A 26,535-nucleotide genomic window follows, 5' to 3' on the forward strand; every position below is an offset into this window, starting at 1 on the left:
ACCCCCCCTTTAATTGATATTGCGCCAGGTTGCCTCAACGTGAATTTCACCGGCGGCATGCACATCGCCATACCAGGCGTTACCTTCCACCGTTTTCAGCGAGATCGGCGCGTTCATCGGGATCCTGAACTTGACCTTGGTCTTGTTCATCACCCCCACGTCACCGGAAATATCGTTCCATGGGGTACTGCTCCACAGAGCGTTGGTCATATCGTGCCACTGGCTGTCACAACCTGCATCAAACACCTGTTCAGTCCCCGTGCTGGTGGTGATACTGAGCTGAGCCGGGAAGGGTACCTGCGCGGTATTATCTGGCGAGGAGAAAATGCAGTAGTTGATCCCTCCCAGTGACTGAGTTGGACCGGTCGCCATCACCCTGACCTGATCGGCATTGGTCTTGGCGCTGGTGGTCACAATATAGCCAAACTCCAACGGTGGCTCTGAGGGGCCAACATAGCCTTCCCGGTGCGGGCTGTTATCGAAATCCTCGGAAATAATGCTGATACTGAAATCACGAGGCTTGATGATCAGTTGGTTAGAGGTCGAGAACTCATACCAGCCCGATTCCGGCGAAGTGGTGTTCTGGAAACGGAAGTTAATCAGATCGTGCGTACCGCCGTCGGTGATCCCCAGCCTGACCATCTGTTTGAAGAAATTACTGGCAAAAAACACGTAAACGGCATTGCTGCTCTTCAACTCGTTAAACGTATAGTAGCTGCCGGTACCCGAGGTATTTTTCCAACTGTTGCCATTCAAACTGAATTGCAGATCGGCCGCATTAACCGCCGATGACAGTGCGGCATGGTTGATCGACGGAAAAATATGGATCGAGGTGTTACTGACGCTGCCATCCGTTTGCAGATCGTAGCTGACCATCTTGCACATGATACCGCTGCGGGCACCGACGGTTTGGTTGCGGCAGTCCGCATTACCTTCACCGATGATCGGTATCCCATCACTGTTGACGAATACTTCCGATACCGCATTGGTATTGATAAAACGCAGGTGTGCCGCCTTGGCATGGGTGACGGTACGTCGATACCAGGTGCCACGTGCCTGATCCTGACAACGTTCGCCGTTGCTGGCATTGTAGACAACGTTGGTCTGACAACCGTTGATCTGCATACTGAACGAAGTGCCCGATCCCATCTGTTTCAGGTACTGATAAAAACTCGGTGACATCATGCCGTGCATCCATTTTGCCCCACCAGAGGTGACGACAGCACCGTAAAACCCTTTCTCATCGGTGGTTTCAGGCAAGATCAGGCTGGTGTCCATATTGCAACCGGCATACCAGTTGATACAACGCAGGCCGAGGAACGGATTTTTAATAGGCGCATTTTCCAGCCACATATCAAAGCGGTTGTTCGCCGTCAGCCCATAGTTATAACCATTATCAACGTAGCCCAGGCTCTGTTGATAAATGGTGCCGGATCCGCCATATTTCAGGCCGGTCCATTTATTGGCACCGGTCATACGCGGATCTAGCCCCCCTGCCGGGGTCACAAAGAAGTTATCGTCCGCATTGTTCTCAACAAAGACAAACTTCATCGTGGCGGCATCTCCCAGATTGGTCGGGTTCACCGCCTGCGCCGGGGCGATGCTCAGCAGGCCGCCGATCAACAGCGCCAAACGTATGCTATTAGCCTTCATTGCTCATATCTCCTGATTGGCCCACTTTGGCGTAGGACTTCAAGCCGCGGCAAACCACGTCGCCGACCCAGACCGCACCCTGTGCCTTACTCAGATCCAGTGCCACCTCACAGCTTTGATTTTGGCGGTAGGTAAAATCGATTACCGGGAATTTCTTGTCCACATCCATCACGAACTCCCCTTTTTCATCCGTACGGGTACGCCCGATATGGTTGTTGATATTGGCGTTGGCCAGCAGCGTACCGTCCTCGGCCTTGATGCGGCCAAATACCGTCACCATCTGCTTGATTTGCGGTTCGATGACCGCCACGTTGCCCGGGTACAGCGTCAGGCTGTTCTTACGGTTGGTGACGATGTCGAAACTTTCCGCCGAGTTTTTGTTGTTCATCAACTCCACCACATACTGACCATAAGGGGACAGTGGCAGATAGTTCTTGTCTCCGGTCAGCTTGACGACGCGGCCATCCACGCGCGCGGTCAGCATGCCTTCATTTTCCAGGCCGGTATTGATAATGATCCCTGAGTTACCTTCATTACGCCCACTTGCCGCGATATGACGCCCCTGCCAACCGACGCTACCGTTAGCGGTCAGGCTGGTATTCACATAACCGTCTGCGGAGCTGCTAACGTTGACGGTGCCGGTAGAATACTTGGTGTCAAAACGGGCGTAGGCACCGCCGTTAACGCTGTTATCACCGTTGGTGTCCCCGGAGATGGCGCGCGACATATTGGCCCCCACGGTACGGATCGGCCCATCGGCAATCTCTTTACGCGCCGCAATATTGGCCGTGGTGTAGCCGTTCTGGTTAGAAACCCCGGCGCTGAACCAGTTGCCCAGCGGCAAGGAGAAATCGAGCGCAATGTACTTACCGGTATTGCCGCCGGAATGACCATTATTGTATCGCTGTACCCCGGCACGTATGCCCAGCGAGCCGTAACGGCCGGTGAACAGATTCTGGTAGTAATCCACGTTGTAGTAATGGCTGCTATTTTTCTTGTCGTCGTTATAACTGACGCTGAGCGTGCCGAGGTGAGGCACAATCGCCCCCAGGTTCAACGAGCCGCCGATCGCCCGGTTATGGGCATCGTTTTGGCGCAGTTTGTTGCCGATCACCGTTTTTTCTTCGTTGGCCCACAGCGTACTGAAACCGCCGGGCAGCGTGGCGCTCACGGTGTTGATCAGCGTCCAGGATCGGTCTGTGGCTACCATGCTCTGGGTGCTAACCTGCACCGCATCGATGATCGGTATGCTTAAACGGCCTTCCGCCACCGAGGTGCTGTCCAGAGAATAACCGGAAAGCGCCCAGTTAAAACGAGACAGGTAGCCAGAGGCTGAAGCCCCCAACAGGTAGCTATCTTTAGCCTCAGCGAAGCGATCGTTGTCGCCACGCCACTCATCCATTCGCACCATGCCGCCCCAATACTGCCAGAACATTGGCGCACCCGCGGCGTGCAACGGACTATAGAGTTTGTTAACACGTTGCATACGGCGGTTGATCACCTGACCATTGACGATCACCTCAACCTGCACATCGTAAATACCAAAAGGCAGCGTGCCGGTATCCACTTCATGGTTACCCATGGCGAAATTCTGTACGCTGAGCAGGCGGCCATCACGCGACAGGTGAACCTCACCCGCCGAAGGAAAGAAGGCAACAATCGGCGTTAACGACTGGGTATTATCAAACACCGTCGAATTGGCCCGGCTACCATAGGACATGCCGTAGATTTTGCTCGAATTGATGGTGGTCACTGGGCCCAGCGATTGCAGGTTCCAACTGTCGAGCATGCCTGCGGCAAAGCGTCGGCCAGCGAAGTCACGCTCATACATCACCTTATACAGCGTCGAATCCTGGTTGCTGCTGCCAATCCCATAGACAGAACCGTTCACTTCCACATGATGTTCACGCAGAGAGGTGACGTTATTCAGCGATAAATAGCTGGAGGTAAAACCTTCGCTGGCTTTGGTGCGGTTGTCGTAAACGCCCAGGTTATAGGCCAGCGTGCTGCTTATCTCATCAACACTCGACGCACCAATATCGCTGGCGCGCTCACGCAATACCGTACCCAGGGCCGATTGCTTCACCACCAATTGCAAGTTCAACTGGCGGAAATCCAATGCCAGCCAGGCATCATCCGACAGCGTAATGCGTTGCTTATCGTCAAAGTTGGCGTCATTGAGCACATTGAGCTGCTTGGCGATCGCGGCGGTCAGCTGTGCGCCCCCCTCGTTATCTTCCAGGGTAATTTCGCTAATTTTCAGATGATTATCATCAAGCACCAGCAGTGCGCGCCCAATGCGTTGATCGTCTTTCTGGGTGCTGTTTTGTTCAAAATGCAGCAATAGCGGGATGCTCATCCCCTCACGCAATGCCATGCTGAAAGTCTGGGGGATCAACACGCCATCAATTTGGGTTAGCCCGGCGGCAAGAGCCGACTGCCCAGGGATCATCACGGCAGGGATAACGCTCATCCCCACCGCTACTGATATTTTGAGTAATGCACTATCCAGTGCTAGTTTCACGTCTAACTCCTTGAACTATTATGCATCCCTTTACTGCAACATCCCGTAGCAGCCCAACTCGGTGTTATTTGACTTGAATAAATTGCTCTCCATACCAAAGCGCAACGTGGCTTTTCTTATCATTGATATCCACTTTGGACAGGCCACGATCTTTACCTGGCATGACAAAATAGTTTTCCTTGCAGTTGCTGCCTTCTTTCTTATTCTTGCAGGGACCATAGGCCACCATTTTGAAGGTAGCATTGCCGGTATTGACGACTTTGTTATTGGCAAACTGATGATTAAAATTAGCCTGCCGGGGCGTAACCACTAAAATGGTGCCAATACGCGCCGAGGTGGTGGCCACGCCATTGCGTTTGGCGGTATTCTGCCCCGCATCCGTTAATGCCTGATCGAACCAGACAATCCGGTAATAGCGTTCTTGGTTATCTTCTGGGCCCTTATAATAAAAACGGATCACGTCCCTGGCGTTGGCTGGCATCATCAGGCTGGCCGGTGACAACAGCATTTCGTCCTTCGTCACCATCGGGATCACCACGCCGAATTCCGTCGGGTCGGAAATCCTTTCTATTTTTATATTCACCAGGCGGCCGCTATCCGTCGTATTTTTAATTTCTTTACTTAGCGTCGCGCTATTACTGGGCATAAAGGAACTGACCGAGCCAACATCCAGCGCCAAGGCGCTATGGCACAGGGAAAGCAACAGGGGAATAGAAAAATAGAAACGATTCATAGCGGTATTCCAAACTCTTTAGCTGACAAAAACAGGGGGTTTCCCCCCTGTTAAGACGCATTACTCTGGGGAAACGATTATGCGGTAGTCCAGGTAGCGTTGAACTCTACGCTCACGTCGCCACTCCAGATACCTTCAGGCAGGGTGCTGAAATCAGTCACAGCAGTTGTGCCATCAGCCGTTGCGCCGATGATGCTGAAAGTGAACTGATCTTGTGCACTGGTACGAACAGTTTTGTCGTAAGCGCCAGACAGTGCGCTCAGGTTGCCACCCAAAATACCGGCTTTAACATCGATCATAGGGGTTTGAGCGGTTTTCTCTACGGCAGCACCGTTATAGTTAACGCCCACTTCCAGGGTAGAACCAGAGGTGTCGAGCTGAGTCAGAGTGTTGGATACCAGCTTGGAGGTCAGTTTAAAATCGGTGGCGGTTCCTTCGCCCTCGATAGTCACGTCGAACAGACCTTTCTGGCTGTTGAAGCCTTTGATGCCTTCAGCATACTGGAAAGACAGGCTGCCGATTGGCGTAACAACCAACTTGCTGGTGGTATCTTTCTTGGCAGTGGCTGACCAGGTAGCCAAGGCTTGTGCGGTAACTTCTGCTGCCTGAGCGGTGCCCACTACTGCGAATGCTGAAACGATTGCCAGAGCAAGTGTGATCTTTTTCATGGTAAAACTCCCTAAGTTATAGATTTCTATTGTCCGTTAAATTTGCCTTGCTTTGTCATCTCCACTCACTCTGGTATTGCCAGTTGCTAGCGGGATAACGCCAAGTGTTGATAGGCAACGTGAGTATGCCTCTCGTCCTACTTGGCGAGAAAAATCTTAACCCAAATAAATCTTAAGATAATCATTAACTAGTAAATGTGAAATGTTTAGATTTAAATCCTGCATTTAATCTTTTTAATGCTGAATTAAGGATAAAAACTCCACCCATGCAAAGTGGGTAGCAGAATTATCCTAGATTAATTCGAGCAAACATTAACCTTATTATTACTACCGTTTTTCGGTGCCCTTTCTGGTGAAAAGTTAGCCTGTACATTTAATGTGTGTCAGTTAAGGCACCCATTTCCCCTCACCCCAACCCTCTCCCAAAGGGCGAGGGAGCTGGTACGGTGCCGTGTTCAGGTGCAGAAGTGAGCTGCAATAGGGTTGATGTAGAGGCGGAGTGCCGTAATAAAATTGTGGCATGTTCGGTCCTCTCTCCTTGTAGACGAGGGAGTTGGTACATTGCCGTGTTCAGGTGAAGAATTGAGCTGCAATAGGGTTGATGCAGAGGCGGAGTGCCCTAATAAAATTGTGGCACGTTCGGTTCCCTCTCCTTTTGGGAGAGGGCTAGGGTGAGGGGCATTACTATTTCGGGGTAGTGAGCCGACGGAATAAGGGGGATAACGTTAATGAAGTGGTTTAATCTAAGGTAAAGATGCTCTGGCTGTCGGGTGTTTATCCCGCCAGCCAATCAGCATCATTCAATTAAAGGGAGGATTCGCTTTCCAGGCCAGAGCAAAGTTCAATCTTATGCTCTCGCAAAATCTTGCAGCGGAGAAAAAATAGCCGTGATATGCCTGAAATATACGACTTCACCTGATTGCCACGCATCAGCAACAGGTATTCATCCGGCTGGCATTGGATTTTTTGCCTTACTACCTGCGTCAACACATCATCGCTGAATGCCGGATCTGCCTGAACCGTGGAGTTCGACATAAATACCGCGCAGTTACCCGATTTGCCCAAATAGCTCTCTTGCCGGATGCTTGGATTGAAAATATAGAACGCAATGCTGGCCAATACCACGCACACAAAGCCCACTATCCCCCAACCATAGCGCAAGGAAGCACAGGAGAACACCTTGCCTACCACCACGGGTATGGTTTTAGCGGCTGATACCGGCGGTTCGGCAGCAAGGATCGGCGTATCCTTTTCATCCTCACAAGACACAATCTGGATTTCGCTGTGCAGCATAAAACCCACTTTGGGAACCGTGACGATCACCTCCTCATCAATTCCCAGCGCCTTGATCACTCTACGTAACTTGCTCACACACTGGTTAAGATTATTGTTACTGGAAATCATCCCATAATCATCCCACACCTTTTTGAAGATCACTTCACGGCTCACTGCATCGCCCTGGTGGACAATCAGTAACTGTAACAGGCGTTTGGATGGGTTGGAGATGGTGACAGTATCGTCAAACAGATCGCTCAAACTCAGCGTTCCGCTATCGACATCGAAGATAATACGGTCATTAAATTTATATTTCATTATATTCACGACTTTCACTATAAAAACAGACAACCCAGGCATTAATCGTTAATAAAATCATTTGATTAAAATTAAAAGAAAGCCTTTGTGAACGTTTTTGTCGCTAGTAAATAGACCGCGGGTAATTGTCATTAACTGTGGCATTTTTCCTTCTCCCTGGAATAAGAATTTTCTCATGACCAAAACAAAGATTATCGAAACGCGCTGACTATTGATATATTGATTCGTTAAATTTCACAAGGTTAGATTTTTATGTTGTCATAAATTTTTTTATAGCGAAAAACTTCATAAAAACACCATATATGGCATGTTTTAATGTAAAAATATCGCAGATTTAACTCTCACTAAGATCTTACATGACTGAAAAAGCAGGCGCTTTCGGCTAGCGTTGATAGTCTTTATCATTTAAATCAATGGTTTTAACCTGTCACACTGCCAGGTAGCTGCCTTAGCCTGACACTGACTTTACATAGCGATATAACCTGGTGTTACCCATACATCGTCAGGATGTATACCAACACCACATTGAGGTGAATCCTTAAAAATAAATCATTAACGTTTTATGAGTAAATATTATGTGGTAGCAGGCTGACTGTGCCACCGGCTGGCACCTGGACGTGATGGAATTATTGCGACTCAATGCCTGTATTATCTGCTGTGGAGTCTGTGGCCAGGCCCTTGGGGCAGCGATAACTACCCCGTTGTTTATCAGATTAGCGGGATTGAAAGTCACTGCACCGCAGTAAGCAACGTAATATTTGCCTGCATAATCGCCTCACGCGCCGCTTCCGGCAGGTGATCGTCAGTGATGATCACCTCAAAGACTGAAATCGGCAGCGCCAGATAGGTAGCGACCTTGCCATATTTGGAAGTATCACTCAGCAAAATGCGGCGGCGACTGGCCTCAACGATGGCGTTTTTCACCACCACCTTATCCTCGTTCGGGGTAGACAAACCACGCATACTCCATGAGGAAGCAGAGATAAACGCCAGATCGATAAACAGATTACGTAAAGCCTGAGCCGCAGCGGCCCCCACGCAGGAACGGTTTTCCCGGCATACCGTACCGCCGGTGTGGATCAGCTTGCACTGGCTATGTTCGAGCAGATAGGCGGCGATAACAAAATCGTTGGTCACCACGGTGATATCGTCACGCTCGCCGAGCTGGCGCGCCAGGGCCAACGTGGTGGTGCCTGCGTCCAGATAGATGCAGCTGTTGGCCGGGATCTGCCGCGCGGCCAGTTGCCCAATGGCGGCTTTCTGCTGGCTGAACATTCCTTCCTTATCCTGATGCGAAGGCTCAATCGCCACTCGTTCGGCCGACTGCACACCGCCGGAGACGGGGAGTACGCTGCCCTGCTCTTCCAGTTTTTGCAGATCGCGCCGGATGGTCATGTGCGAGACCCCCAGCCTTTCGGTCAGTTCAGCTATGCTGACTGCTCCGCGCTCGGACACCAGCGCCAAAATTTGTTGGTGGCGTTCAACAGGTATCACGGTTCCCCCTCTGTGACTACGATGATAATAATTGTGATTTTACGTCAATTTTCGTGCGACGGTAGTAAAGCTTTTCAGGCTGTGAAGCCGGTCATAATCATAAAAAACATTTAAAAGCATTATGTTAGCAAGAGTAACCGTTTTTTAGTCTGTCCGTTACATTGTTAATAATTGTGAAGACGATCACCGATATCCACGCCAATAACGCTTACATTTAACACATCAAAACAAATAATCACTAAAATTAACAGAGGTGCATCATGGCACAACCAGGAAACTACGCAGTTTGTATCGTCGGTTTGGGGTCAATGGGCATGGGCGCGGCTACGTCCTGCATCAATGCCGGGCTGACCACCTATGGCGTCGATCTCAATCCACAGGCATTGGTGGCGCTACAGCAGGCCGGTGCCAAACAGGCCGCCACCAGCGCAGCAAACTTTGCAACCGAACTGGATGCAGTGCTGCTGTTGGTGGTTAACGCCAACCAGGTAAAACAGATCCTGTTCGGGGATAACGGCCTGGCGGCACAGTTGAAACCGAATACGCCGGTGATGGTGTCTTCCACCATTGCGGCGGCGGATGCCAAAGAAATCGAACAGAAACTGTTGGCGTATAACCTGCCAATGCTGGATGCCCCGGTGTCCGGCGGTGCAGCCAAGGCAGCGGCTGGTCAAATGACCGTGATGGCCTCGGGCAGTGAGAGCACCTTTGCCCAATTGCAACCGGTGCTGGATGCCGTCGCCGGGAAAGTGTACCGCATTGGCGACGAAATCGGCCTGGGGGCAACGGTCAAGATCATCCATCAATTGTTGGCAGGCGTACACATTGCCGCCGGTGCCGAAGCGATGGCGCTGGCCGCTCGCGCCGGTATCCCGCTGGACGTGATGTACGATGTGGTCACCAACGCCGCAGGCAACTCCTGGATGTTTGAGAACCGTATGCGCCACGTGGTCGATGGCGACTACTCACCAAAATCTGCCGTAGATATCTTCGTCAAGGATCTTGGGCTGGTAGCCGATACCGCCAAAGCGCTGCACTTCCCGCTGCCATTGGCCTCCACGGCGTTCAACATGTTCACCTCCGCCAGCAACGCAGGTTTCGGTAAGGAAGATGACAGTGCAGTAATCAAGATCTTCGCCGGGATCGAGCTGCCGAAGAATAAGGAGAACTCATAATGTTACTCGGAGTGATTGCAGACGACTTTACCGGCGCCACCGATATCGCCAGCTTCCTGGTGGAAAACGGTTTGCCTACGGTCCAGCTCAATGGCGTGCCGCAGGATGATACCCCTGTCGACTCGCAGGCAGTGGTGATCAGCCTGAAATCGCGCTCCTGCCCGGTCGACCAGGCGGTTGAGCAGTCGTTGCAGGCTTTGGCCTGGCTACAACGCCAGGGTTGCCGCCAGTTTTACTTTAAATACTGTTCCACCTTCGACAGCACAGCCCAGGGCAATATCGGACCGGTTACCGATGCCTTGCTCGATGCGCTTGGCGAACAGCAAACGGTGATTTCCCCTGCGCTACCGGTAAATGGCCGCACGGTATACCAAGGTTATCTGTTCGTGATGGACCAGTTGCTGTCGGAATCCGGTATGCGCAACCATCCGGTGACGCCAATGACCGACAGTAATCTGATGCGGCTGATGGAGGCCCAGGCCAGCGGGCGTTGCGGGCTGGTCAACGCGGCAGAGATGGATCGTGGAGCCGGTGCGGTGCAGGAAAAGTTGCAACAGTTGGCACAGCTTGGCGTGCGCTATGCGGTATTGGATACCCTGAACGAACAGCATCTGCTGACACAGGGCGAAGCGCTGAAAACCATGAAGTTGGTCACCGGAGGTTCAGGACTGGCGATCGGCATTGCCCGCCAATGGGCGCAACCTGGCCAGGAGAAAGCCCAATCTGCCGGAGCACCACAGGGAAAGAAAGCCGTGATACTTTCCGGCTCCTGCTCCACCATGACCAACAAGCAGGTAGCACGCTACCGCCAACAGGCTCCGGCACGGAGTATTGATGTCTCGCGCTGCATCACAGCAGGAGATCGCAGCGCCTACGCAGCCGAGCTAAGCACATGGGTTGAACAACAGGCCTCACAACTGGCCCCATTGCTGTACGCCACCGCCGAGCCGGAGCAACTGCAACAGACCCAGCAGCAATACGGCACCGAGGCTGCCAGCCAGGCGGTAGAAGCCCTGTTTGCCGAAGTAGTTAAACGCCTGCAACAACAGGGTTTCAGCCGCTTTATCGTTGCCGGTGGTGAAACCTCTGGCGTGGTCACCCAGGCGTTAGGGATCCGCGGTTTCCATATCGGCCCATGCATTTCTCCAGGCGTGCCTTGGGTACGCGCAATTGAACAACCGGTATCACTGGCCCTGAAATCGGGCAATTTCGGCGATGAAAACTTTTTCGCCAGAGCACAAACGGAGTTTTCAGTATGACGATGACCGCTGACACTGAACGGCTGGCAAGGGAAGAGATGGTGCGTCTGGGGGCTTCGTTCTTCCAGCGCGGCTACGCTACCGGTTCAGCAGGCAACCTTTCGCTGTTGTTGCCAGACGGTACCCTGCTGGCCACTCCCACCGGCTCTTGCCTGGGGGAGTTGCAGGCAGACAAACTGTCGAAAGTCAGCCTGAGCGGTGAATGGATTTCCGGCGACAAACCCTCGAAAGAGATCAGTTTTCACCGCGCGCTGTACCAGAACAACCCGACGTGCAAGGCGGTAGTGCACCTGCATTGCACCTATCTGACCGCGCTTTCCTGCCTGCAAGGGTTGGATACGGCAAACGCCATCAAGCCGTTCACGCCTTATGTGGTAATGCGCGTCGGCCAGGTGCCGGTGGTGCCTTACTATCGCCCCGGCGATATGCGGTTGGCGGAAGATCTGGGCAAGCTGGCCCCAAGCTACAAGGCTTTCCTGTTGGCGAACCACGGCCCCGTGGTCACCGGCGAGAGCCTGCGGGAAGCCGCGAACAATACCGAAGAAATGGAAGATGCGGCCAAGCTGATTTTCACCCTCGGCAACCGCCCAATTCGCTATTTAACCGATGATGAAATTGCCGAGTTACGGAGCTGAACCATGCCAAAATTTGCTGCCAATTTATCGATGATGTTTACCGAGCACTCGTTTCTGGATCGTTTTGATGCCGCTGCGGCGGCCGGATTTAAAGCGGTAGAGTTCCTGTTCCCTTATGATTACCCCGCCGATCTACTGGCGGAGAAACTGCAACAAAACGGTCTCCAGCAAGTGTTGTTCAATACCGCGCCGGGCGATGTGGGCGCAGGCGAATGGGGATTGGCGGCGTTGCCCGGCCGCGAGCAGGATGCCCGTGCGGATATCGATCGCGCTCTGGAATATGCCATCGCCCTTAAGTGCCCTAACGTTCACGTGATGGCTGGCGTAGTGCCGCCCGGCGAAGATATTGCCCGCTATCGGGAAACCTTTATCAGCAATATCCGTTACGCCGCCGACGCCTTTGCCCCTCACGGCATCAAGGTGTTGATCGAAGCGCTCAGCCCACCGATCAAGCCCAACTACCTGTTCTCCAGCCAGCATCAGGCTGCGGAGCTGGTGGCCGCCATCGATCGCCCTAACGTGTTTATTCAGTTCGACTTTTTCCACGCACAGTTGGTGGACGGCAATATCAGTAATCTGATCGCCTCACTGGCCGGGCGCTATGCCCATATCCAGATCGCCTCGGTGCCAGACCGAAATGAACCCGATGACGGTGAACTGAATTATCCTTGGCTATTCGCCCAACTGGATAAGGTGGGTTACCAAGGCTGGATTGGTTGTGAATATAAACCCCGTGGGGAAACGACGGCGGGTCTGGGGTGGGTGAAACCTTACCTGTAATCAAGAACTCGTCGCGCCAACACCAGTTTCAATAACATAAAAAATAAACGCACCCGTATCGCCCCAGGGCGATCGCGGTGCCGGACTCTTACCTGAATTAAAGGCTATGCTATGTCTCCAACTATGCTACTGATCATTGCCGTACTGGGTGTCGTACTGCTGCTATTGATGGTCATCAAGGCGAAGGTTCAGCCGTTTGTCGCCCTGCTGGTCGTTAGTCTACTGGTCGCGCTTGCCAGTGGGATCCCAACCGGCGAAGTCATGAAAGTGATGACCGCCGGGATGGGCGGCGTACTCGGCTCGGTGACCATTATCATCGGCCTGGGTGCGATGCTGGGAAGAATGATCGAACATTCGGGCGGCGCAGAATCCCTGGCGCAGCGTTTCAGCAAAGCGCTGGGGCCAAAGCGCACCATTGCCGCGCTTACCAGTGCCGCGTTCGTCCTGGGCATTCCGGTGTTTTTCGACGTCGGCTTTATCATCCTGGCCCCGATCATCTATGGCTTTGCCAAAGTGGCTAAAGTCTCACCGTTGAAGTTTGGCTTGCCGATGGCCGGTGTGATGCTGACGGTGCACGTAGCTCTGCCACCACACCCAGGCCCGGTCGCGGCGGCGGGGCTGTTGAGTGCCGATATCGGTTGGTTGACCATTCTCGGCCTGATCATCTGTATCCCGGTGGGGGTGATTGGTTACTTCGCGGCAAAATATCTCAACCGTAAAGCCTACCCACTCTCCATTGAGGTGTTGGAACAACTGCAACTGGCAGCCCCTGAACCTGCACCGGAAGGCAAAGCGCAACTCAGCGATCGGATCAATCCTCCTAGTGCCGGATTGATTACCGCGCTGATCGTTATTCCTATCGCCATCATTATGCTGGGCACCGTTTCTGCCACCCTGCTGCCAGCAGGTTCGCCGGTGCGTGATGCCTTGTCATTAATCGGCTCACCAGGCGTAGCGTTAATGATCGCTCTGGTATTGGCGTTCTATCTGCTGGCAATCCGTCGTGGCTGGAGTCTGCAACACACCAGCGATGTGATGGGAGGGGCGTTACCAACTGCGGCAGTAGTCATTATGGTTACCGGTGCGGGCGGCGTGTTCGGCAAGGTGCTGGTTGAGTCTGGCGTGGGTAAGGCGCTGGCAGATGTGCTGACCACTATTGGTCTGCCACTGATCCCGGCTGCATTTATCATCTCGCTGGCACTGCGTGCCTCACAGGGGTCGGCTACCGTCGCCATTCTGACGACCGGCGGGTTGCTGTCCGAAGCGGTTATCGGGCTTAACCCGATGCAGCTTGTATTAGTCACGCTCGCCACCTGCTTTGGCGGCTTGGGCTTATCGCACGTTAACGACTCCGGCTTCTGGATCGTTACCAAATACCTTGGCCTGTCAGTGGCTGATGGCCTCAAAACCTGGACAGTATTAACCACCCTGCTCGGTTTAAGTGGCTTCGCCTTTACCTGGCTGCTGTGGCTGGTCGTGTAACTTCCCGGTATTGCTAGAGCCAAAGCAGTTCGGCTACAGTGGTGAGTATCTTGAGGCGTTGCTCCGGCAGCGCCTTTTCCCTTGTTCAGGAAGGAAGCCATGACCACTCACACCGTTGCCCCCACCTTGATCACCGAACGTCTGATCCTGGATGCCCACCGGCTGGAAGACTTTGACGATTTGGCCGCCATGTGGGCCGATCCTGCGGTGGTGCGCTATATCGGCAGCACGCCACGCGACAAGGAGGACAGCTGGGGCCGCCTGTTGCGCTACATCGGCCACTGGAAATTGCTGGGGTATGGCTACTGGGCGGTGCGGGAGAAAAACAGCGGCAGGTATATTGGCGGAATTGGCTTCGCCGATTTTCACCGTGATATTCAACCCGCACTCGATGTCCCCGAAATGGGCTGGACGCTGATCACGGCTGCGCACGGTAAAGGCTATGCCACCGAAGCCTTGAATGCCGCGCTGGTCTGGGCCAAAGAGAATTTCTCACAGGACAGAGTCGTTTGTATCATTTCGCCGGATAACCGCCCTTCGCTTGGCTTGGCGAAGAAAGTCGGCTTTGTGGCAAGCCACCGCAGCGAATACCACCAGTTACCAACGGTAGTGTTATACCGACCGCTCTGAGTTCAATATACCCTGGATAAAATTATCCCGCAGCGCATCAGGCCGCTGCGGGTTCCACGCCAGCCCAACCTGCCATTGCGTCTGCTCGCCGCTTAACGGCAGAATATCGACCCCAACTGGAGCAATAAACGCAATGCTTTGCGGCAACAGCGCCACGCCTATCCCCGCCGCCACCAGCGCCAGCAAGGTTTGGATATCCTCCGCCTGCTGCACCACGTTGGCCCGCAGCCCCTGAGCGGCAATAAAACGCAGCACCTGCTCACTCAACCCTCGGCCACGTGAAGGTTCCAACTGCAGCAGAGGAAAACGGTGGAAATCCGCCAACAGGTTCTCCTCCTGCAACGCCATCGCTCTCGGCACTGCCAGCACTAGCCGATCGGTCAGCAAAGGCTGTGCCTGCAAGGGAGCAACAACGGGCAAGCGTACAAAGCCAGCCTGTAGATCGCCGTTTAGCAACAACTGGCATTGCCGTTCCGAAGGAAGATCCTCCAGGCCAACCACCACCGCCGGAAAGCGCTGACGAAATGCCGCCACCCACTGTGGTGCCAGATGAAAACTGGAAAGCCCAAAGCCTAAGGCCAGACGCCCGGTTTCCCCCTTCACCACCTGCAACGCATACAGATGAAACTGCTCGTGTTGGGTCAATAACTCCAGCGCTCTGGGGAACAGCGCGGCACCATTGGCAGTCAGCCGTGCCCCCTGGCGGCCCCGCTCGAACAGCCGGGTACCCAGTTGCAACTCGATAGCTTGAATTTGCTTGCTCAACGCGGGCTGGGTGATACACAGCCGCTCGGCGGCCAGGTGATAGCGCCCCAGTTCAGCCAGCGCGACAAAGGCACGTAATTGACGATTATCCATTCCATTAGGTTATCAAAAGAGGATTTTAATTGATTATACAGTAATCGATGCGGCTGCTGTAATTAGCGAACAAAACCCCCCACAGGAGCTTGCTATGACCACGACCCTTCGTGCTGCGTCGGTACAATTTCAACACCGCGCCAATGACAAGAACTACAATCTCGGCGTTATGGAAGACTTTATCACCCAGGCCGCCGCCGACAACGTACAGGTCCTCGCCTTCCCGGAAATGTGCATTACCGGTTACTGGCACGTACGCCACCTGGCCGACAGCGAAATCACTGCGCTGGCTGAGCCTATCGCCACCAGCCCCTCACTGGCGCGCATCCGCCCGCTGGCAGAGCGGTATCGAATGGCCATCGGCGTTGGGCTGATTGAGCTGGGTGAAGATGGCCAACTGTACAACGCTTATGCGGTTTGTCTGCCGGATGGCCAAACCCATGTTCACCGCAAGCTCCATCCTTTTGAGCATGCGCTGATCGCAAAAGGCGATAGTTATACCGTGTTTGACACACCTTGGGGCATACGTATGGGGATCCTCATCTGCTGGGACAACAACCTGGTGGAGAACGCACGTGCCACCACGCTGCTGGGTGCCGATATCCTGTTCGCCCCTCACCAGACCGGTGGGACAAATTCACGCAGCCCGCACGGCATGAAGCCGATACCGCTGACGCTATGGCAGCAACGTAAAGAAAATCCGGCGGCGATCGAAGAGGCTTTTCGCGGCGACACTGGCCGCGGTTGGCTACTGCGCTGGCTGCCTTCTCGCGCCCATGATAATGGCCTGTTTATTTTGTTCAGCAACGGTGTGGGGCGAGATGATGATGAGGTGCGCACCGGCAATGCCATGCTGCTGGACCCTTATGGCCGCATCCTGTCAGAGACCTGGACAGCTCAGGACGCCATGGTTACCGCCGATCTGGATCTGAGCTTAATCCCCATGAGCAGCGGGAGGCGTTGGATCCATGGCCGTCGGCCAGAGCTTTATGGGCTGCTTACCGAGCCGCAAGGATATGAGCGCGATCCCCGTACGGCGCGTTTTTCATTGCAACCGACCACGGTATTGGGCAAGCCAAATAAATCGATAGATTAAATATAGAGTCGGATGTGGGTTACCGGCAAAAAAAATCCGCCCCTAAAAGGCGGATTTTCATTGGGCATGACCAACAAGGTCACACGCTCATGCCCGAAGGCATGGGGAAATCTTAGAAGCGGTAACCTACGCCCACGTTCCAGGTGCCAACGTCAACGCTGCGGATACGGCTCTGCTCGTAACCCACGTCCAGAGCAACCTGCTGCATTGGGTTGAACTGCAGACCAGCACCATAGCTGAAGCCATAGTCGCTGTTGCTGTTGTTGTTGCTACCGTCTTGAGCGTTGGAGGTAAATTTACCATAGCCCACACCGATCACACCGTAGATGCTCGCCCAATCGTTGAAACGATAAGCAGGGCCGGCAGTGATGGAGTCGTATTGTGCTTTGTTGTAGAAGCCGTCTCCAGAGTTATTCTTTTCCAGATGGGTGAAAGAACCGATCACACCCAGTGGGCTGTTGTCGTACTCGTAACGGTACTTCAGGTTGAAACCGTCGGCTTTGTTAACAACGCCTTGGAAATCGCCCTGGGCATAGCCAGCGGATACGGTGCTCTCACCAGCAAATGCGGTACCTGCTGTTACGGCCAATACACAAGCTGCTACTGCGGAAAGACATGCAATTTTTTTCATAACCACCTCAAACGCGTTTTATTATAAAAGTGCTTCAATTTCTCATACATTGAAAATATAGCAAAAATTAGCGTGAAACTCTGCCTTTAAATGAGTGTCTAAATCTTTGTATCGTGTAACAGAAGATTTCAAGAACACTATAGCATACTAATTTTCCTGTATTTTTCGCGAATTATACTCCTTTTTGTGACGCTAATCACCTATCCGAGTTCCAGAATACTCTTAAAAAAAGAGCACTTATTGGTTACTCGAACCAAGTTGGCGCATATTTTTGACAGATTCAACCCGGCCCCCCGTTTTTCGCCAACACCTTGCTGTCAATTCCTTTACACTGTGCAACACCTGTACTCAATTCCTTCCCAGACGATGGGGAGTTCCATAAGGCCAGAAAGGATGTCTTCGTCTGTAACCACTAAAGCGTCTTCCACGCTGGTGCCCGTGTGTTTACTGATCATTGCAATGATCTCGATCCAGAGCGGGGCTTCATTAGCCAAAAGCCTGTTCCCGCTGGTCGGTGCCGAAGGCATCACCACGCTGCGCCTGAGCATCGGTACGCTGATCCTGTTTATCATTTTCCGTCCGTGGCGTATGCGCTTCGCCGCCGGTAGCCGGTTGCCATTGCTGATCTATGGTCTGTCACTGGGAGCGATGAACTACCTGTTTTATCTTTCTTTACGCACGGTGCCACTCGGTATTGCGGTGGCGCTGGAGTTTACCGGCCCGCTGGCGGTGGCGATGTTCTCTTCCCGCCGCCCGATCGATTTCATCTGGGTGGCGCTGGCCATTGCCGGTTTGTGGTTCCTGCTGCCGCTTGGCCACGATATGGGCAGTATCGATCCCGTGGGAGCAGCCTGTGCGTTGGGTGCCGGTGCCTGTTGGGCGATATACATTATTTTCGGCCAGAAGGCCGGGGGAGATCACGGGCCGGGCACTGTAGCCGTGGGATCGTTGATCGCCGCCATCGTGTTCTGCCCGATCGGTGCCTGGCAAGCCGGCAGTGCGCAGTTAAACGTGGATATTCTACCGGTGGCTTTGGCCGTCGCGGTGCTGTCTACCGCGTTGCCATACTCTTTGGAAATTATCGCCTTACCCAAGATCCCCGCCCGTACCTTTGGCACGCTGATGAGTCTGGAACCGGCAATGGCCGCTCTTTCCGGCATGATCTTCCTCAACGAACATCTTAACCAAACGCAATGGTTGGCATTGGCCGCCATCATTACCGCCTCCATGGGGGCTACGTTAACCATCAAACCCAAACCAAAGGTTGAAAGCCTCTCGTAAGCCCGCTGGCGTCTGGCGGCAAGTCCCCGGCGCCACGCTCAAAAGGTTGCATGATTGCAAGCCAGTTAACTTTTTTCCTGAACAATAATAGACATACTCGCAGCAGGTCTTTTTTTATTAGGGAGAATCAGGATGATCTACGGCAGTTTGTACAACCCCCGCTTCGGACGTGGCCTCTCACCCGCTTTAGCCAATATCCTCAATACCGTGCGTCAGTATGATTTGCCTGGCCTGCCGTTAGGGCGGCATGAAATCGATGGCGATCGGGTGTTTATGAACGTGATGGAACTGATGACAGAACCGGCGGAAAGCAAACGCGCCGAACTCCACCAGGAGTACCTGGATATCCAGATCCTGATCGGCGGCGAAGAGCGGATCGATTTTGGCCTGCCAGACAGTTGGGAAAGCGGCGATCTTTACGATGAAAGCAAAGATCTGCAATGGCTGGATATCAAACGCAGCCCGCAGACCCTGAACCTGACGCCGGGCATGTACGTGATCTTCTTCCCATTGGAACCCCACAAACCCGGCTGCCAGATCACTGAGCCAAAAAATATCAAGAAAGTGGTGGTGAAAGTCCACTACGAACTGCTGCTTTGACGCCAAAGAGCCGGTCGCTTGACCGGCTCCCCCTTCACCAGACGCTATTCCACCGCAATTGGAGTCTCGACCAGTTTAACTTCTCGGTCACCTTGCAGCGTTTTTATCTTGTTTTGGTACTCTTTTACTTGTTCAGCATTTTTCAGCAACGTGTAAGTCAGCTCGAAATCGGTACTCTTCCCAGGCTGTAATTGTTTGATTCGCCCCTGCTCACGTTCGATTTTTACCGGATACGCATAGCTGGTCCCTGGCTCAATCCCGGTAACATAGCCCTGACGTTCCGTGTCAGTGTTTTTCCACAGCGTCAAAACCGGCAACTGATGGGTATCAAAACCAATCGCAACACCCCGATCCCCTTTCTTGTTGTTCATCATCGCCAGGGTTTTTCCTTGCGAATCACTGTAAGGCACGATGTTGAACACCATCTCATCGAAGCCTTTGGTTGGCCCCTGGTAAGTATGCCAATCTTTCAAACCGCCCTTGGCATAATCATTAAACGGCGAAATCTCTTTGATTGCCGCACTGAACACGGCCCCCTCTTCCAGCAACGGCTTACCGAAGTTACTGTGATAAATAATCTGATAGTCACGAGGATAATCAGCACGATTGGTTAAACGATCGTGAACCGTAAACTGTTGAGTGCCGGGAACGTAACGCAGCTCAGTCCAGGTTTCCAGATTACTTTTCTTGAAGGTATTTTCTTTCAGCAGGCCGCGGATACGGACTTCATAAGGCGCTTTTTCAGCAATATCTACCACCACCTTGGAAGCCGGGGTATTTCCTGCACGGCCATGTAACGTATACAACGTGCCGTTTTCTACCCCCGGGTGCCCGGTCCATTCGTAGCCGCAGCGCACCATCATTTCGTTAAAACCGTCAAGCCAACCCACCCCGTTGCGACTCTCCAAGTTGATATAAGCCGGATTGACCACCTCGGTCACCGGTGAATCCCACCCCAACCTTACGCCCGAACCGTTGACATGCAGAATATCCATACCACGCGTTGGGCTAAGGGCGATGGTCAACCCATCACTGGTTAGGGTAAGGACTTTCGATCCCTCTTGCTTGCCACCGTGCAAGACTTGCTGTTGCAGGCTGAAACGCGGGCCGGGAATATTCAGCTGTGAGCTGTCAATCCGCCAGTTGCCAAGTTCAATACCGTTCTCACTGTCGGTCAATACGATAGCTTGAGCACTGGCATACCCAGAAATCAAAGAGATAGCGAGCGAAAGTACAGTAAGCTTTTTCATTTATTGTTCCTTCCTGGTTAGCTGAATGGTTTTAGCAAAACCATCACAAACTAAGTTCTTAGCCCGTTTTAAAATGCGATGAGGGTCACTTTTTCAACAATCAGGATGGAAATAACAAAAATTGCGTGACATACAGCAAGAAAAATTATGAATGATGTATTCTAGCTGACAAATTAATCAGATTAAGATCATGTTTTAGCTGAAGCAGCTTCAGCCAAAAGAGAAAATCATGCCTAACGAACATGAAAAGCTGAATCGAATAAAGCTTCCTAGCAGATGCTAGCCAGAAAAGCCGCTGTTTCCGCCGGAGAGCGCAGTTGGATAAAGCGGATAGAATGATTGGCTGCGTCCTGCTGGTCTGCCAGATACTTTATACGATTCTTGCGGTAGGTTTTGATGGTCCACAAGATGATCGACTCACGGCTAAAGAAAGAGCGGCGAAAGCTCTCACAATTGCCGGTGCCGGGCCAGAGCTCAGTCTTGTGCCAAGCCCGCACCGATGCGCGACGAACGGCCTGCCACAGCGTGCGACAGAATCCGTAATCAACCCAGACAACCCAGTCAACGTCCCGCCATTTCACGGCTTTGGTCCGGGTATAGTTGCCATCCAATACCCACCCTGCACGGGCCGATACCAGCGCCTGTCCGACCAGATGCAAGAACTCGTCATCTGAGGCATTTTGCCAGTTTGGCCGCCAGTAAAGCTTATCCATCTCGATATAGGGTACGGCCAGCTTTTGCGCCAATTGGCGGGCAACGGTGCTTTTACCGCTGCCGCTGGTGCCCACCACGTTAATTTTCATGCTTTGCGTCGATATCCATTTTAACTGACTTATAGACATCTTATATTACAATAGGTCTGCTGCATTTCACTCATGAGGGTTTAGAGAATTAACCTTAAATGTCAGTCTATGCTCAGATCCAATAAAACTTCTGACACTCTCCGCATCGGGTAATGCTGATAAAGCTCCTTTTTGTGTAGTCGCCAGCGCACCACAGGCGCTGGCTTGCGTTAGCGCTAATTTCAATTGTTCAAAATCAAGCAAACCATTTCCAAGAGAGATATTTGCCAACAGCCCAGCGATAAAGGCATCTCCTGCCCCCGTCGTATCTAAACTTTTCACCTTGTACGAGTCTACGTGTATGGCCAGCTCTTGCCATAAGACAATAGCCCCTTGGATACCACGGGTGACAATTTTAAGGCTAGAAGGAAATCGCTTAACTCTTTCCAACGCTTTTTCATAATGAGTCGTACCGGTTATCCAGTATAATTCTTCCTCTGAGAGTTTTAAAATATCTGACTGATGAGCAAATTGAGTTACCGTTGCCAGCATCTCCTGTGGATTCCCCCACATTTTCTCCCGCAGATTGACATCAAAGCTCAAGATGCCACCGCGTTGCTTTATTAAACTTATCGCCTTGACCAAGGTCTCCCGGCTCTGCTTGGCAACCAGAGCCAACGAACAAAAGTGCAATATATCATCATCAAAATCGGGTAGATTTTTAGAGGATAAAAACTGGTCGGCAGAAGGATTTACCAGAAATGTAAAACTGCGATCGCCATCATTCCCCAGCGCTACCAGCACGGTACTGGTATGATATTGCTCATCAAATTGTATATGCTGCGTTTCGACTCCCTCTGAATAGAGTGTTTGCTGGAGAACGTGGCCAAATGGGTCATCACCGACTCTGCCAATAAAACCACAATCACATCCCAAACGAGCTGCACCCACAGCAACATTTAACGGCGCACCACCAGCGCAAGCTTTATATTGCATATCTGGCTGAGGTAATAAATCGATTACCGCATCGCCAACTGTCCACAGTTTCATAGTGTTTCCTTAACCCCCCAATTTTAGAATAAATATTTGAAGCGCACCCTCATACCATAGCGCATATCGGTGTCACCTGGATTTATTGTCGAAGCATCCAGCCAGGAAGCATAAGCCCCTAGGTAGGTATTAAAGTTTGGCATATCCATAATATTCGGCAGTTGCCAGGAAGTATGAATGGTGTGGATATCGTAGTTTCCTGGTGCCAGGATCGCGCAATCGCCGTCGCATTCAGCATTCACACTGTCCATATTGAATCGGTCGATTTTATTATGCGCGTAGATATAGCCCAGCTCAACGCGGTGCCATAGCGCATTGATACCTGCGCTGAAGTTCTTTTCATCCGTCGCATCAAGATATGCGGTGCTCAGGTTCACCACCGCCCCGTTCTGCGCATCGGTTTTCAGCGTGTTCCAGCTCATGGTCATACCGTAGCCGGTACGCCTGGACTGGTCGACCCAAAGGCCCTGCTGATTCTGATAGCCGTAGGCATTATTAACAAGGTTGCTCTCCAGCGCTGCAGCCACCGACCACTCTCCGGATTGCCACGCGGCTACAGGGCGCACGTAAACCACGTTTTTACGGCTATCCAGCGCGTTGCCGTGATAGTTCTGATCGACAAACAGCGAACTACCGTCCTCCACCAGCGTATTCACTTCAAAATACCAGTTATCAAGTGTTTTACTGAGCAGGAAGTTGCCTCCGCTGCTGCTGCGCCCGCGCCCCTCTTTCATCATGTAAATGTAACCGTAGCCGTCGGAATACAGGTCGTTGGCCGTATTACCAGAATATTCAATAAAGGTATCCTGATTAAGCGGAAACATATCAAAGGCCTCAAAACGACCCATTTTAATCTTCCAGTCATCCTGCTGGCCGAAGAAAAATGCCGCGTCATCAAGATTCATTTTACCATTCATATCCGCAAGCGGCTGTACGCTGAAACCGGCATATTTCCCATTCGACCCTTTACGTAATCCATCAAAGCCAAGCAGGATACGCCCGTTAATATCCCAGCGCTCTTTATCGCCCGGCGCCCAGTTTTTATTAGCACTGGTTTTCAACGAGGTCAGACTGCCGGTACGGCTAGCGCCATCCATATTAAACTCAACGTCACCATAGAATTTTAATTCTCCATAGTCATTAAGCTGTAATGCCGGCTTGGTTGGCGTCGCGTTGGCCATCGTTACCGGTGTATCCTGCCGTTTCAGCGCACGAATCTCCGTTTCCGCACGGACGGCCCGCTGCTCGGTCTCTTTCAGTCGCTGTTCCAGGTGAGCCAAACGCTCCTCGATAGATTGAGGTGCTTGGGCGTTCGCGCAAGCGCTTGCTAAAAACGTGAGCAAACATCCGACCCGGATTTTTTTACATGTAAACCATCATTATTTTTCATCGTTAATCCATTATTATTTAATTTATATTTATGGGTGAAACTCGATGATGACGACAACAATTACTCCCGTCACACCAAACGGGTTATTAAAATATTTAAATCCTATGAATTGAAGAATTCGGGATGCGGTACAAGTGTGCACAAGAAATTGTTTTCCACATCCCTTGCATATGAAAATAGATTATTCGAGCTGCCAGGCCCCCGCCTCGGATATGGAGGCCGAACCGCTCCAGGCAAATAGCATTAGCTCACGGCGCGCAGCGTCCGGGTAAATACGACTGCTGAGGCACGCTTCGCCATCATTGGCAAAAACTTCCACTGAAGAGCTATCAAAGAACAACCGCAGTTTCAGCGATGCTCCGGCGGTCAACGGTACGCTTCGTACTCCGCACAGGCCATACTGCGGATAACGGCGCTCCAGAACCAGACGCTGCATCTGCGCATCAACATAAACGCGCAGACCGTCACCGAAGCTGATGCCATACTGTTCTGCGTTGCTGTTAGCACAATCCCAATTTAGGATCACCTCCATCGCTTCGCAGTTTTCCACCATCGTGGTCTGCTGATTTTTCAACGTACTCACTGGCCATGGGAACCATGCGCCGCGCAGACCTTCAACCTCTCTAGCCGGGCGTATTTGCAGACGGTTATCTGCGCCGAGGCTCAGCTCTCGCGGAAGAGAGAGCATTCCCGCCCAGCCATCTTGCTGTTCGGGCAACGGCGATTCCCACATATCCAGCCAGCCGATAACGATGCGGCGGCCATCGGGAGTCAGGAAGCTTTGCGGTGCATAAAAATCATGACCGTGGTCGATTTCAATAAACTCGCTTTTGCGAACAAACGGCTGCCCCGGCTGCCATTCGCCAAGCAGATAGCCGCTCTGGAACAGATTACGGTTGTTGAAACCTTCAGCCGCCATCCCCTGAGGAGAAAACATCAGGATACGTTTATCCTCGAGGGTGAAGAAGTCCGGGCACTCCCACATATAGCCCATCTCTTTTTCCGCCTCATCAAGAACTCCGGCATCGTGCCACTGATGCAGGTCTGCAGAGCGATACAGGCGCACCTGGCCGGTCTCGCCATCGCGAGCGCCGACGATCATGTACCAGCTATCCCCTTCACGCCACACCTTCGGATCGCGGAAATGGTGCAGGCCCGGCGGAGTATCCACCACGATCCCCTGACGCTCGAAGCAGACCCCGTCGCGGCTAGTCGCAAGACACTGCACTTGATAAAGGTTAGCCTCATCGCTGGCGTCGCCATGGAATTTATGCCCGGTATAAATCAACGCCAGGGTGTCGCCATCAACCACCGCCGAGCCAGAGAAACAGCCGTCTTTATCTTCCGGACCTTCCGGGGCCAGCGCGACCGGCAGATGCTCCCAATGAACCAGATCTTTACTGCGCGCATGGCCCCAATGCATCGGCCCCCACTGCGTGGAATAAGGATGATGCTGGTAAAAAGCGTGATACCAACCGTCAAACCAGACCAGGCCGTTAGGATCGTTAATCCAGCCCGCGCGTGCGGCAAGATGGTAGCGTGGATACCAACGCAAGTTCAGCGTTTCACATTTAGCCTGCAGCTCCTGTTCAGCCTTGGATATTGAATACGTCATATTCTTTACTCTTTTCAATCATATAGCAGAAGGTTGCGACATCAGAGGATCTGAAGATAACTTACTGGAGCGCAACAGGAAGATGGAGATAAAGGTGGTGCAGAACACCAGTAGTCCCATAATCAGATAAGACTGGGCAAAGCCGTATTTTTCGTAGCTATAACCTGCCAGCGGCGACAGTACCGAAGCGATAACCGAACTGGTACAGGCGAACCCCACCAGGTAGAGCGTGGCAGACAGGCGTTTGTCGAAATTCAAGCTGTTGTATTTAAAGATAGCGACCAGCAGGATCGGCAACTCTACCGCGTGCAACAGTTTAGTGATGGAAATCAGCAGCGGCCCTTCCACCAGCCCGGAGGCCACCATACGTAACGCCATCACCATCCCAGCGAAAATCAGGCCATTTTTTGCGCCGATGCGGTTCACTAACCACGGGGCGCAAAACATCCCGGCGGCTTCGAGGAACACCTGGAACGAGTTAAGATAACCGTACATGGCGTTGCCTTCCTGCAACGTGGCGAATTGTGAAGAGAAGTAAACCGGGAACTGCTGATCGTAAACGCCGTAAATACAGGTACCGATGACGAAAAATACCAGCGCCCAGAAACGCGGTAACGTCAGCAGACGCAGCACGTCATCCAGCTTCACTTTGCCACCGGACACCGCCTCCTGCATCGCGTGCGGTGCAGAAGACACCCGCAACCGCGCCAGCAGGATAAAGAACACCAGCCCGGCACAGCTGGAGACCGCGAAGTTGAGTTTCGGGTTGATGTTAAACAGAAGTCCTGCGAAGAACGTCGCCACTGCCCAACCCAGCGATCCCCACATCCGCGCCTTGCCGAATTCGAACTGGCTCTGGCGCGCCACGCGTTCGGTATACGATTCCAGCACGCCGATACCGCCGTTGAAGGTTATACCGATATAGATCCCACCGAAGAGGCTTCCGAGCAATATATTGATTTGTAACAGATAACTAAACAGCAAATAGGCAGGCCCGGAAAGGATTAACAGCCCGGTAAGGGTCCAGAGCAGGTTTTTACGCAGGCCGAGTTTATCCTGGATAAAGCCGTAGAAGATTTGCGCCAGTAGCGCGGAGACGGACAACACCGCGTAGATAATACCGGTATCTCCGGCTTTAAGCCCCACTTCCTGGTGCAACCAGATAGAGAGTAAAGAGCCAGTAGAGGACCAGGACACGAAAAAGAAGAACAGTAATGCACTGAGTAGTGGGTAGCTATGAGAGTGATGCGCTTTCATTATGGCATTCTCGTATTGGAGTAATGCCAGCATGGTAACGTTAACAAATAAAAAAGCGCTTGTCGTTTTGCTGAGATTCATGATGTTAATCACAAAAGT

Annotated in this window: 23 protein-coding genes; 9 read left to right on the forward strand and 14 right to left on the reverse strand. The window is 52.4% G+C overall.

Annotated elements, in window-relative coordinates:
* Positions 1-9: 9 nt before the first annotated feature.
* From ACKWMY_RS09055 to ygbI, 6 genes are all read right to left on the reverse strand, one after another.
* Positions 10-1,653, reverse strand: coding sequence for a hypothetical protein (locus ACKWMY_RS09055; protein WP_024527533.1), 1,644 nt, complete (start codon positions 1,651-1,653; stop codon positions 10-12).
* Positions 1,643-4,126 (reverse strand): CS1-pili formation C-terminal domain-containing protein, encoded by a 2,484-nt coding sequence (locus tag ACKWMY_RS09060; RefSeq protein ID WP_409486213.1) that lies wholly within the window; start codon positions 4,124-4,126, stop codon positions 1,643-1,645. Before ACKWMY_RS09060 ends, ACKWMY_RS09055 begins: the two co-directional genes overlap by 11 nt.
* A 115-nt stretch (positions 4,127-4,241) precedes the next feature.
* A complete protein-coding gene (locus ACKWMY_RS09065; protein WP_409486204.1) occupies positions 4,242-4,910 on the reverse strand; it encodes a hypothetical protein in 669 nt (222 codons plus the stop codon).
* A gap of 77 nt (positions 4,911-4,987) precedes the next feature.
* On the reverse strand, positions 4,988-5,578 hold the full coding sequence (locus tag ACKWMY_RS09070) for a common pilus major fimbrillin subunit EcpA (RefSeq protein WP_074031711.1): 591 nt from the start codon (positions 5,576-5,578) through the stop codon (positions 4,988-4,990).
* A gap of 804 nt (positions 5,579-6,382) precedes the next feature.
* Positions 6,383-7,171 carry a transcriptional regulator gene (locus ACKWMY_RS09075; RefSeq protein WP_024527529.1) on the reverse strand — a complete coding sequence of 263 codons (789 nt, stop codon included), beginning with the start codon at positions 7,169-7,171 and terminating at the stop codon, positions 6,383-6,385.
* Positions 7,172-7,900: 729 nt separating this feature from the next.
* A complete protein-coding gene (gene ygbI / locus ACKWMY_RS09080; RefSeq protein ID WP_024527528.1) occupies positions 7,901-8,665 on the reverse strand; it encodes a DNA-binding transcriptional repressor YgbI in 765 nt (254 codons plus the stop codon).
* A gap of 260 nt (positions 8,666-8,925) precedes the next feature.
* Here ygbI and ltnD point away from each other — a divergent pair, with 260 nt between their 5' ends.
* The 6 genes from ltnD to ACKWMY_RS09110 all read left to right on the forward strand — a co-directional run bounded on the left by ltnD (position 8,926) and on the right by ACKWMY_RS09110 (position 14,626).
* Complete coding sequence (gene ltnD / locus ACKWMY_RS09085) at positions 8,926-9,840, forward strand: L-threonate dehydrogenase (RefSeq protein ID WP_024527527.1); 915 nt, start codon at positions 8,926-8,928, stop codon at positions 9,838-9,840.
* Positions 9,840-11,099 carry a 3-oxo-tetronate kinase gene (otnK, locus tag ACKWMY_RS09090; protein WP_409486205.1) on the forward strand — a complete coding sequence of 420 codons (1,260 nt, stop codon included), beginning with the start codon at positions 9,840-9,842 and terminating at the stop codon, positions 11,097-11,099. The genes ltnD and otnK overlap by 1 nt, the downstream gene beginning before the upstream one ends.
* Positions 11,100-11,101: 2 nt before the next feature.
* The gene (otnC, locus tag ACKWMY_RS09095) at positions 11,102-11,734 is read left to right on the forward strand and encodes a 3-oxo-tetronate 4-phosphate decarboxylase (protein ID WP_024527525.1); all 633 of its coding nucleotides are present in this window, start codon (positions 11,102-11,104) and stop codon (positions 11,732-11,734) included.
* Between the two features lie 3 nt (positions 11,735-11,737).
* Positions 11,738-12,514: an HPr family phosphocarrier protein gene (locus ACKWMY_RS09100; RefSeq protein WP_199061984.1), complete on the forward strand. Its 777-nt coding sequence runs from the start codon at positions 11,738-11,740 to the stop codon at positions 12,512-12,514.
* Between the two features lie 111 nt (positions 12,515-12,625).
* On the forward strand, positions 12,626-13,996 hold the full coding sequence (locus ACKWMY_RS09105) for a GntP family transporter (protein ID WP_024527523.1): 1,371 nt from the start codon (positions 12,626-12,628) through the stop codon (positions 13,994-13,996).
* 99 nt (positions 13,997-14,095) lie between these two features.
* Entirely contained in the window at positions 14,096-14,626 is a 531-nt protein-coding gene (locus ACKWMY_RS09110; protein WP_024527522.1) for a GNAT family N-acetyltransferase, read from the forward strand.
* Here the strand turns inward: ACKWMY_RS09110 and ACKWMY_RS09115 are convergent.
* Positions 14,609-15,484, reverse strand: coding sequence for a LysR family transcriptional regulator (locus ACKWMY_RS09115; protein WP_024527521.1), 876 nt, complete (start codon positions 15,482-15,484; stop codon positions 14,609-14,611). The genes ACKWMY_RS09110 and ACKWMY_RS09115 overlap by 18 nt on opposite strands.
* Positions 15,485-15,578: 94 nt before the next feature.
* Between ACKWMY_RS09115 and ACKWMY_RS09120 the strand changes: the two genes are divergently transcribed.
* Positions 15,579-16,580: a nitrilase family protein gene (locus ACKWMY_RS09120; protein ID WP_409486206.1), complete on the forward strand. Its 1,002-nt coding sequence runs from the start codon at positions 15,579-15,581 to the stop codon at positions 16,578-16,580.
* Between the two features lie 112 nt (positions 16,581-16,692).
* Here ACKWMY_RS09120 and ompX read toward each other — a convergent pair whose 3' ends face one another.
* The gene (gene ompX / locus ACKWMY_RS09125; protein WP_024527519.1) at positions 16,693-17,211 is read right to left on the reverse strand and encodes an outer membrane protein OmpX; all 519 of its coding nucleotides are present in this window, start codon (positions 17,209-17,211) and stop codon (positions 16,693-16,695) included.
* A 393-nt stretch (positions 17,212-17,604) separates the two neighbouring features.
* Here ompX and rhtA point away from each other — a divergent pair, with 393 nt between their 5' ends.
* Both rhtA and nanQ read left to right on the forward strand, forming a co-directional pair.
* Positions 17,605-18,492 carry a threonine/homoserine exporter RhtA gene (gene rhtA / locus ACKWMY_RS09130; RefSeq protein ID WP_409486207.1) on the forward strand — a complete coding sequence of 296 codons (888 nt, stop codon included), beginning with the start codon at positions 17,605-17,607 and terminating at the stop codon, positions 18,490-18,492.
* Between the two features lie 132 nt (positions 18,493-18,624).
* A complete protein-coding gene (gene nanQ / locus ACKWMY_RS09135) occupies positions 18,625-19,092 on the forward strand; it encodes an N-acetylneuraminate anomerase (protein ID WP_024527517.1) in 468 nt (155 codons plus the stop codon).
* 44 nt (positions 19,093-19,136) lie between these two features.
* Here the strand turns inward: nanQ and ACKWMY_RS09140 are convergent, their stop codons facing one another.
* The 6 genes from ACKWMY_RS09140 to ACKWMY_RS09165 form a co-directional block, all read right to left on the reverse strand.
* Positions 19,137-20,342: an aldose 1-epimerase family protein gene (locus ACKWMY_RS09140; RefSeq protein ID WP_024527516.1), complete on the reverse strand. Its 1,206-nt coding sequence runs from the start codon at positions 20,340-20,342 to the stop codon at positions 19,137-19,139.
* Between the two features lie 269 nt (positions 20,343-20,611).
* Positions 20,612-21,145 carry a shikimate kinase gene (locus ACKWMY_RS09145; protein WP_024527515.1) on the reverse strand — a complete coding sequence of 178 codons (534 nt, stop codon included), beginning with the start codon at positions 21,143-21,145 and terminating at the stop codon, positions 20,612-20,614.
* Between the two features lie 66 nt (positions 21,146-21,211).
* The gene (locus ACKWMY_RS09150; RefSeq protein ID WP_409486208.1) at positions 21,212-22,174 is read right to left on the reverse strand and encodes an aminoimidazole riboside kinase; all 963 of its coding nucleotides are present in this window, start codon (positions 22,172-22,174) and stop codon (positions 21,212-21,214) included.
* Between the two features lie 23 nt (positions 22,175-22,197).
* Entirely contained in the window at positions 22,198-23,532 is a 1,335-nt protein-coding gene (locus ACKWMY_RS09155; protein ID WP_074031701.1) for a carbohydrate porin, read from the reverse strand.
* A gap of 213 nt (positions 23,533-23,745) precedes the next feature.
* Positions 23,746-25,179 (reverse strand): glycoside hydrolase family 32 protein, encoded by a 1,434-nt coding sequence (locus ACKWMY_RS09160; protein ID WP_199061990.1) that lies wholly within the window; start codon positions 25,177-25,179, stop codon positions 23,746-23,748.
* An 18-nt stretch (positions 25,180-25,197) separates the two neighbouring features.
* Entirely contained in the window at positions 25,198-26,439 is a 1,242-nt protein-coding gene (locus ACKWMY_RS09165) for an MFS transporter (protein ID WP_065686931.1), read from the reverse strand.
* Between the last annotated feature and the right edge of the window lie 96 nt (positions 26,440-26,535).

The sequence above is a fragment of the Serratia sp. J2 genome (assembly GCF_046269175.1).
GTDB classification, from domain to species: Bacteria; Pseudomonadota; Gammaproteobacteria; order Enterobacterales; family Enterobacteriaceae; genus Chania; species Chania fonticola_C.

Bases quoted from the DNA above. Each gene is read 5' to 3' on its own strand.
- ACKWMY_RS09055 (WP_024527533.1), bottom strand. From the start codon at position 1,653: ATGAAGGCTAATAGCATACGTTTGGCGCTGTTGATCGGCGGCCTGCTG.
- ACKWMY_RS09060 (WP_409486213.1), bottom strand. From the start codon at position 4,126: ATGAGCGTTATCCCTGCCGTGATGATCCCTGGGCAGTCGGCTCTTGCC.
- ACKWMY_RS09065 (WP_409486204.1), bottom strand. From the start codon at position 4,910: ATGAATCGTTTCTATTTTTCTATTCCCCTGTTGCTTTCCCTGTGCCAT.
- ACKWMY_RS09070 (WP_074031711.1), bottom strand. From the start codon at position 5,578: ATGAAAAAGATCACACTTGCTCTGGCAATCGTTTCAGCATTCGCAGTA.
- ACKWMY_RS09075 (WP_024527529.1), bottom strand. From the start codon at position 7,171: ATGAAATATAAATTTAATGACCGTATTATCTTCGATGTCGATAGCGGA.
- ltnD (WP_024527527.1), top strand. From the start codon at position 8,926: ATGGCACAACCAGGAAACTACGCAGTTTGTATCGTCGGTTTGGGGTCA.
- otnK (WP_409486205.1), top strand. From the start codon at position 9,840: ATGTTACTCGGAGTGATTGCAGACGACTTTACCGGCGCCACCGATATC.
- otnC (WP_024527525.1), top strand. From the start codon at position 11,102: ATGACCGCTGACACTGAACGGCTGGCAAGGGAAGAGATGGTGCGTCTG.
- ACKWMY_RS09100 (WP_199061984.1), top strand. From the start codon at position 11,738: ATGCCAAAATTTGCTGCCAATTTATCGATGATGTTTACCGAGCACTCG.
- ACKWMY_RS09105 (WP_024527523.1), top strand. From the start codon at position 12,626: ATGTCTCCAACTATGCTACTGATCATTGCCGTACTGGGTGTCGTACTG.
- ACKWMY_RS09110 (WP_024527522.1), top strand. From the start codon at position 14,096: ATGACCACTCACACCGTTGCCCCCACCTTGATCACCGAACGTCTGATC.
- ACKWMY_RS09115 (WP_024527521.1), bottom strand. From the start codon at position 15,484: ATGGATAATCGTCAATTACGTGCCTTTGTCGCGCTGGCTGAACTGGGG.
- ACKWMY_RS09120 (WP_409486206.1), top strand. From the start codon at position 15,579: ATGACCACGACCCTTCGTGCTGCGTCGGTACAATTTCAACACCGCGCC.
- ompX (WP_024527519.1), bottom strand. From the start codon at position 17,211: ATGAAAAAAATTGCATGTCTTTCCGCAGTAGCAGCTTGTGTATTGGCC.
- rhtA (WP_409486207.1), top strand. From the start codon at position 17,605: ATGTCTTCGTCTGTAACCACTAAAGCGTCTTCCACGCTGGTGCCCGTG.
- nanQ (WP_024527517.1), top strand. From the start codon at position 18,625: ATGATCTACGGCAGTTTGTACAACCCCCGCTTCGGACGTGGCCTCTCA.
- ACKWMY_RS09140 (WP_024527516.1), bottom strand. From the start codon at position 20,342: ATGAAAAAGCTTACTGTACTTTCGCTCGCTATCTCTTTGATTTCTGGG.
- ACKWMY_RS09145 (WP_024527515.1), bottom strand. From the start codon at position 21,145: ATGAAAATTAACGTGGTGGGCACCAGCGGCAGCGGTAAAAGCACCGTT.
- ACKWMY_RS09150 (WP_409486208.1), bottom strand. From the start codon at position 22,174: ATGAAACTGTGGACAGTTGGCGATGCGGTAATCGATTTATTACCTCAG.
- ACKWMY_RS09160 (WP_199061990.1), bottom strand. From the start codon at position 25,179: ATGACGTATTCAATATCCAAGGCTGAACAGGAGCTGCAGGCTAAATGT.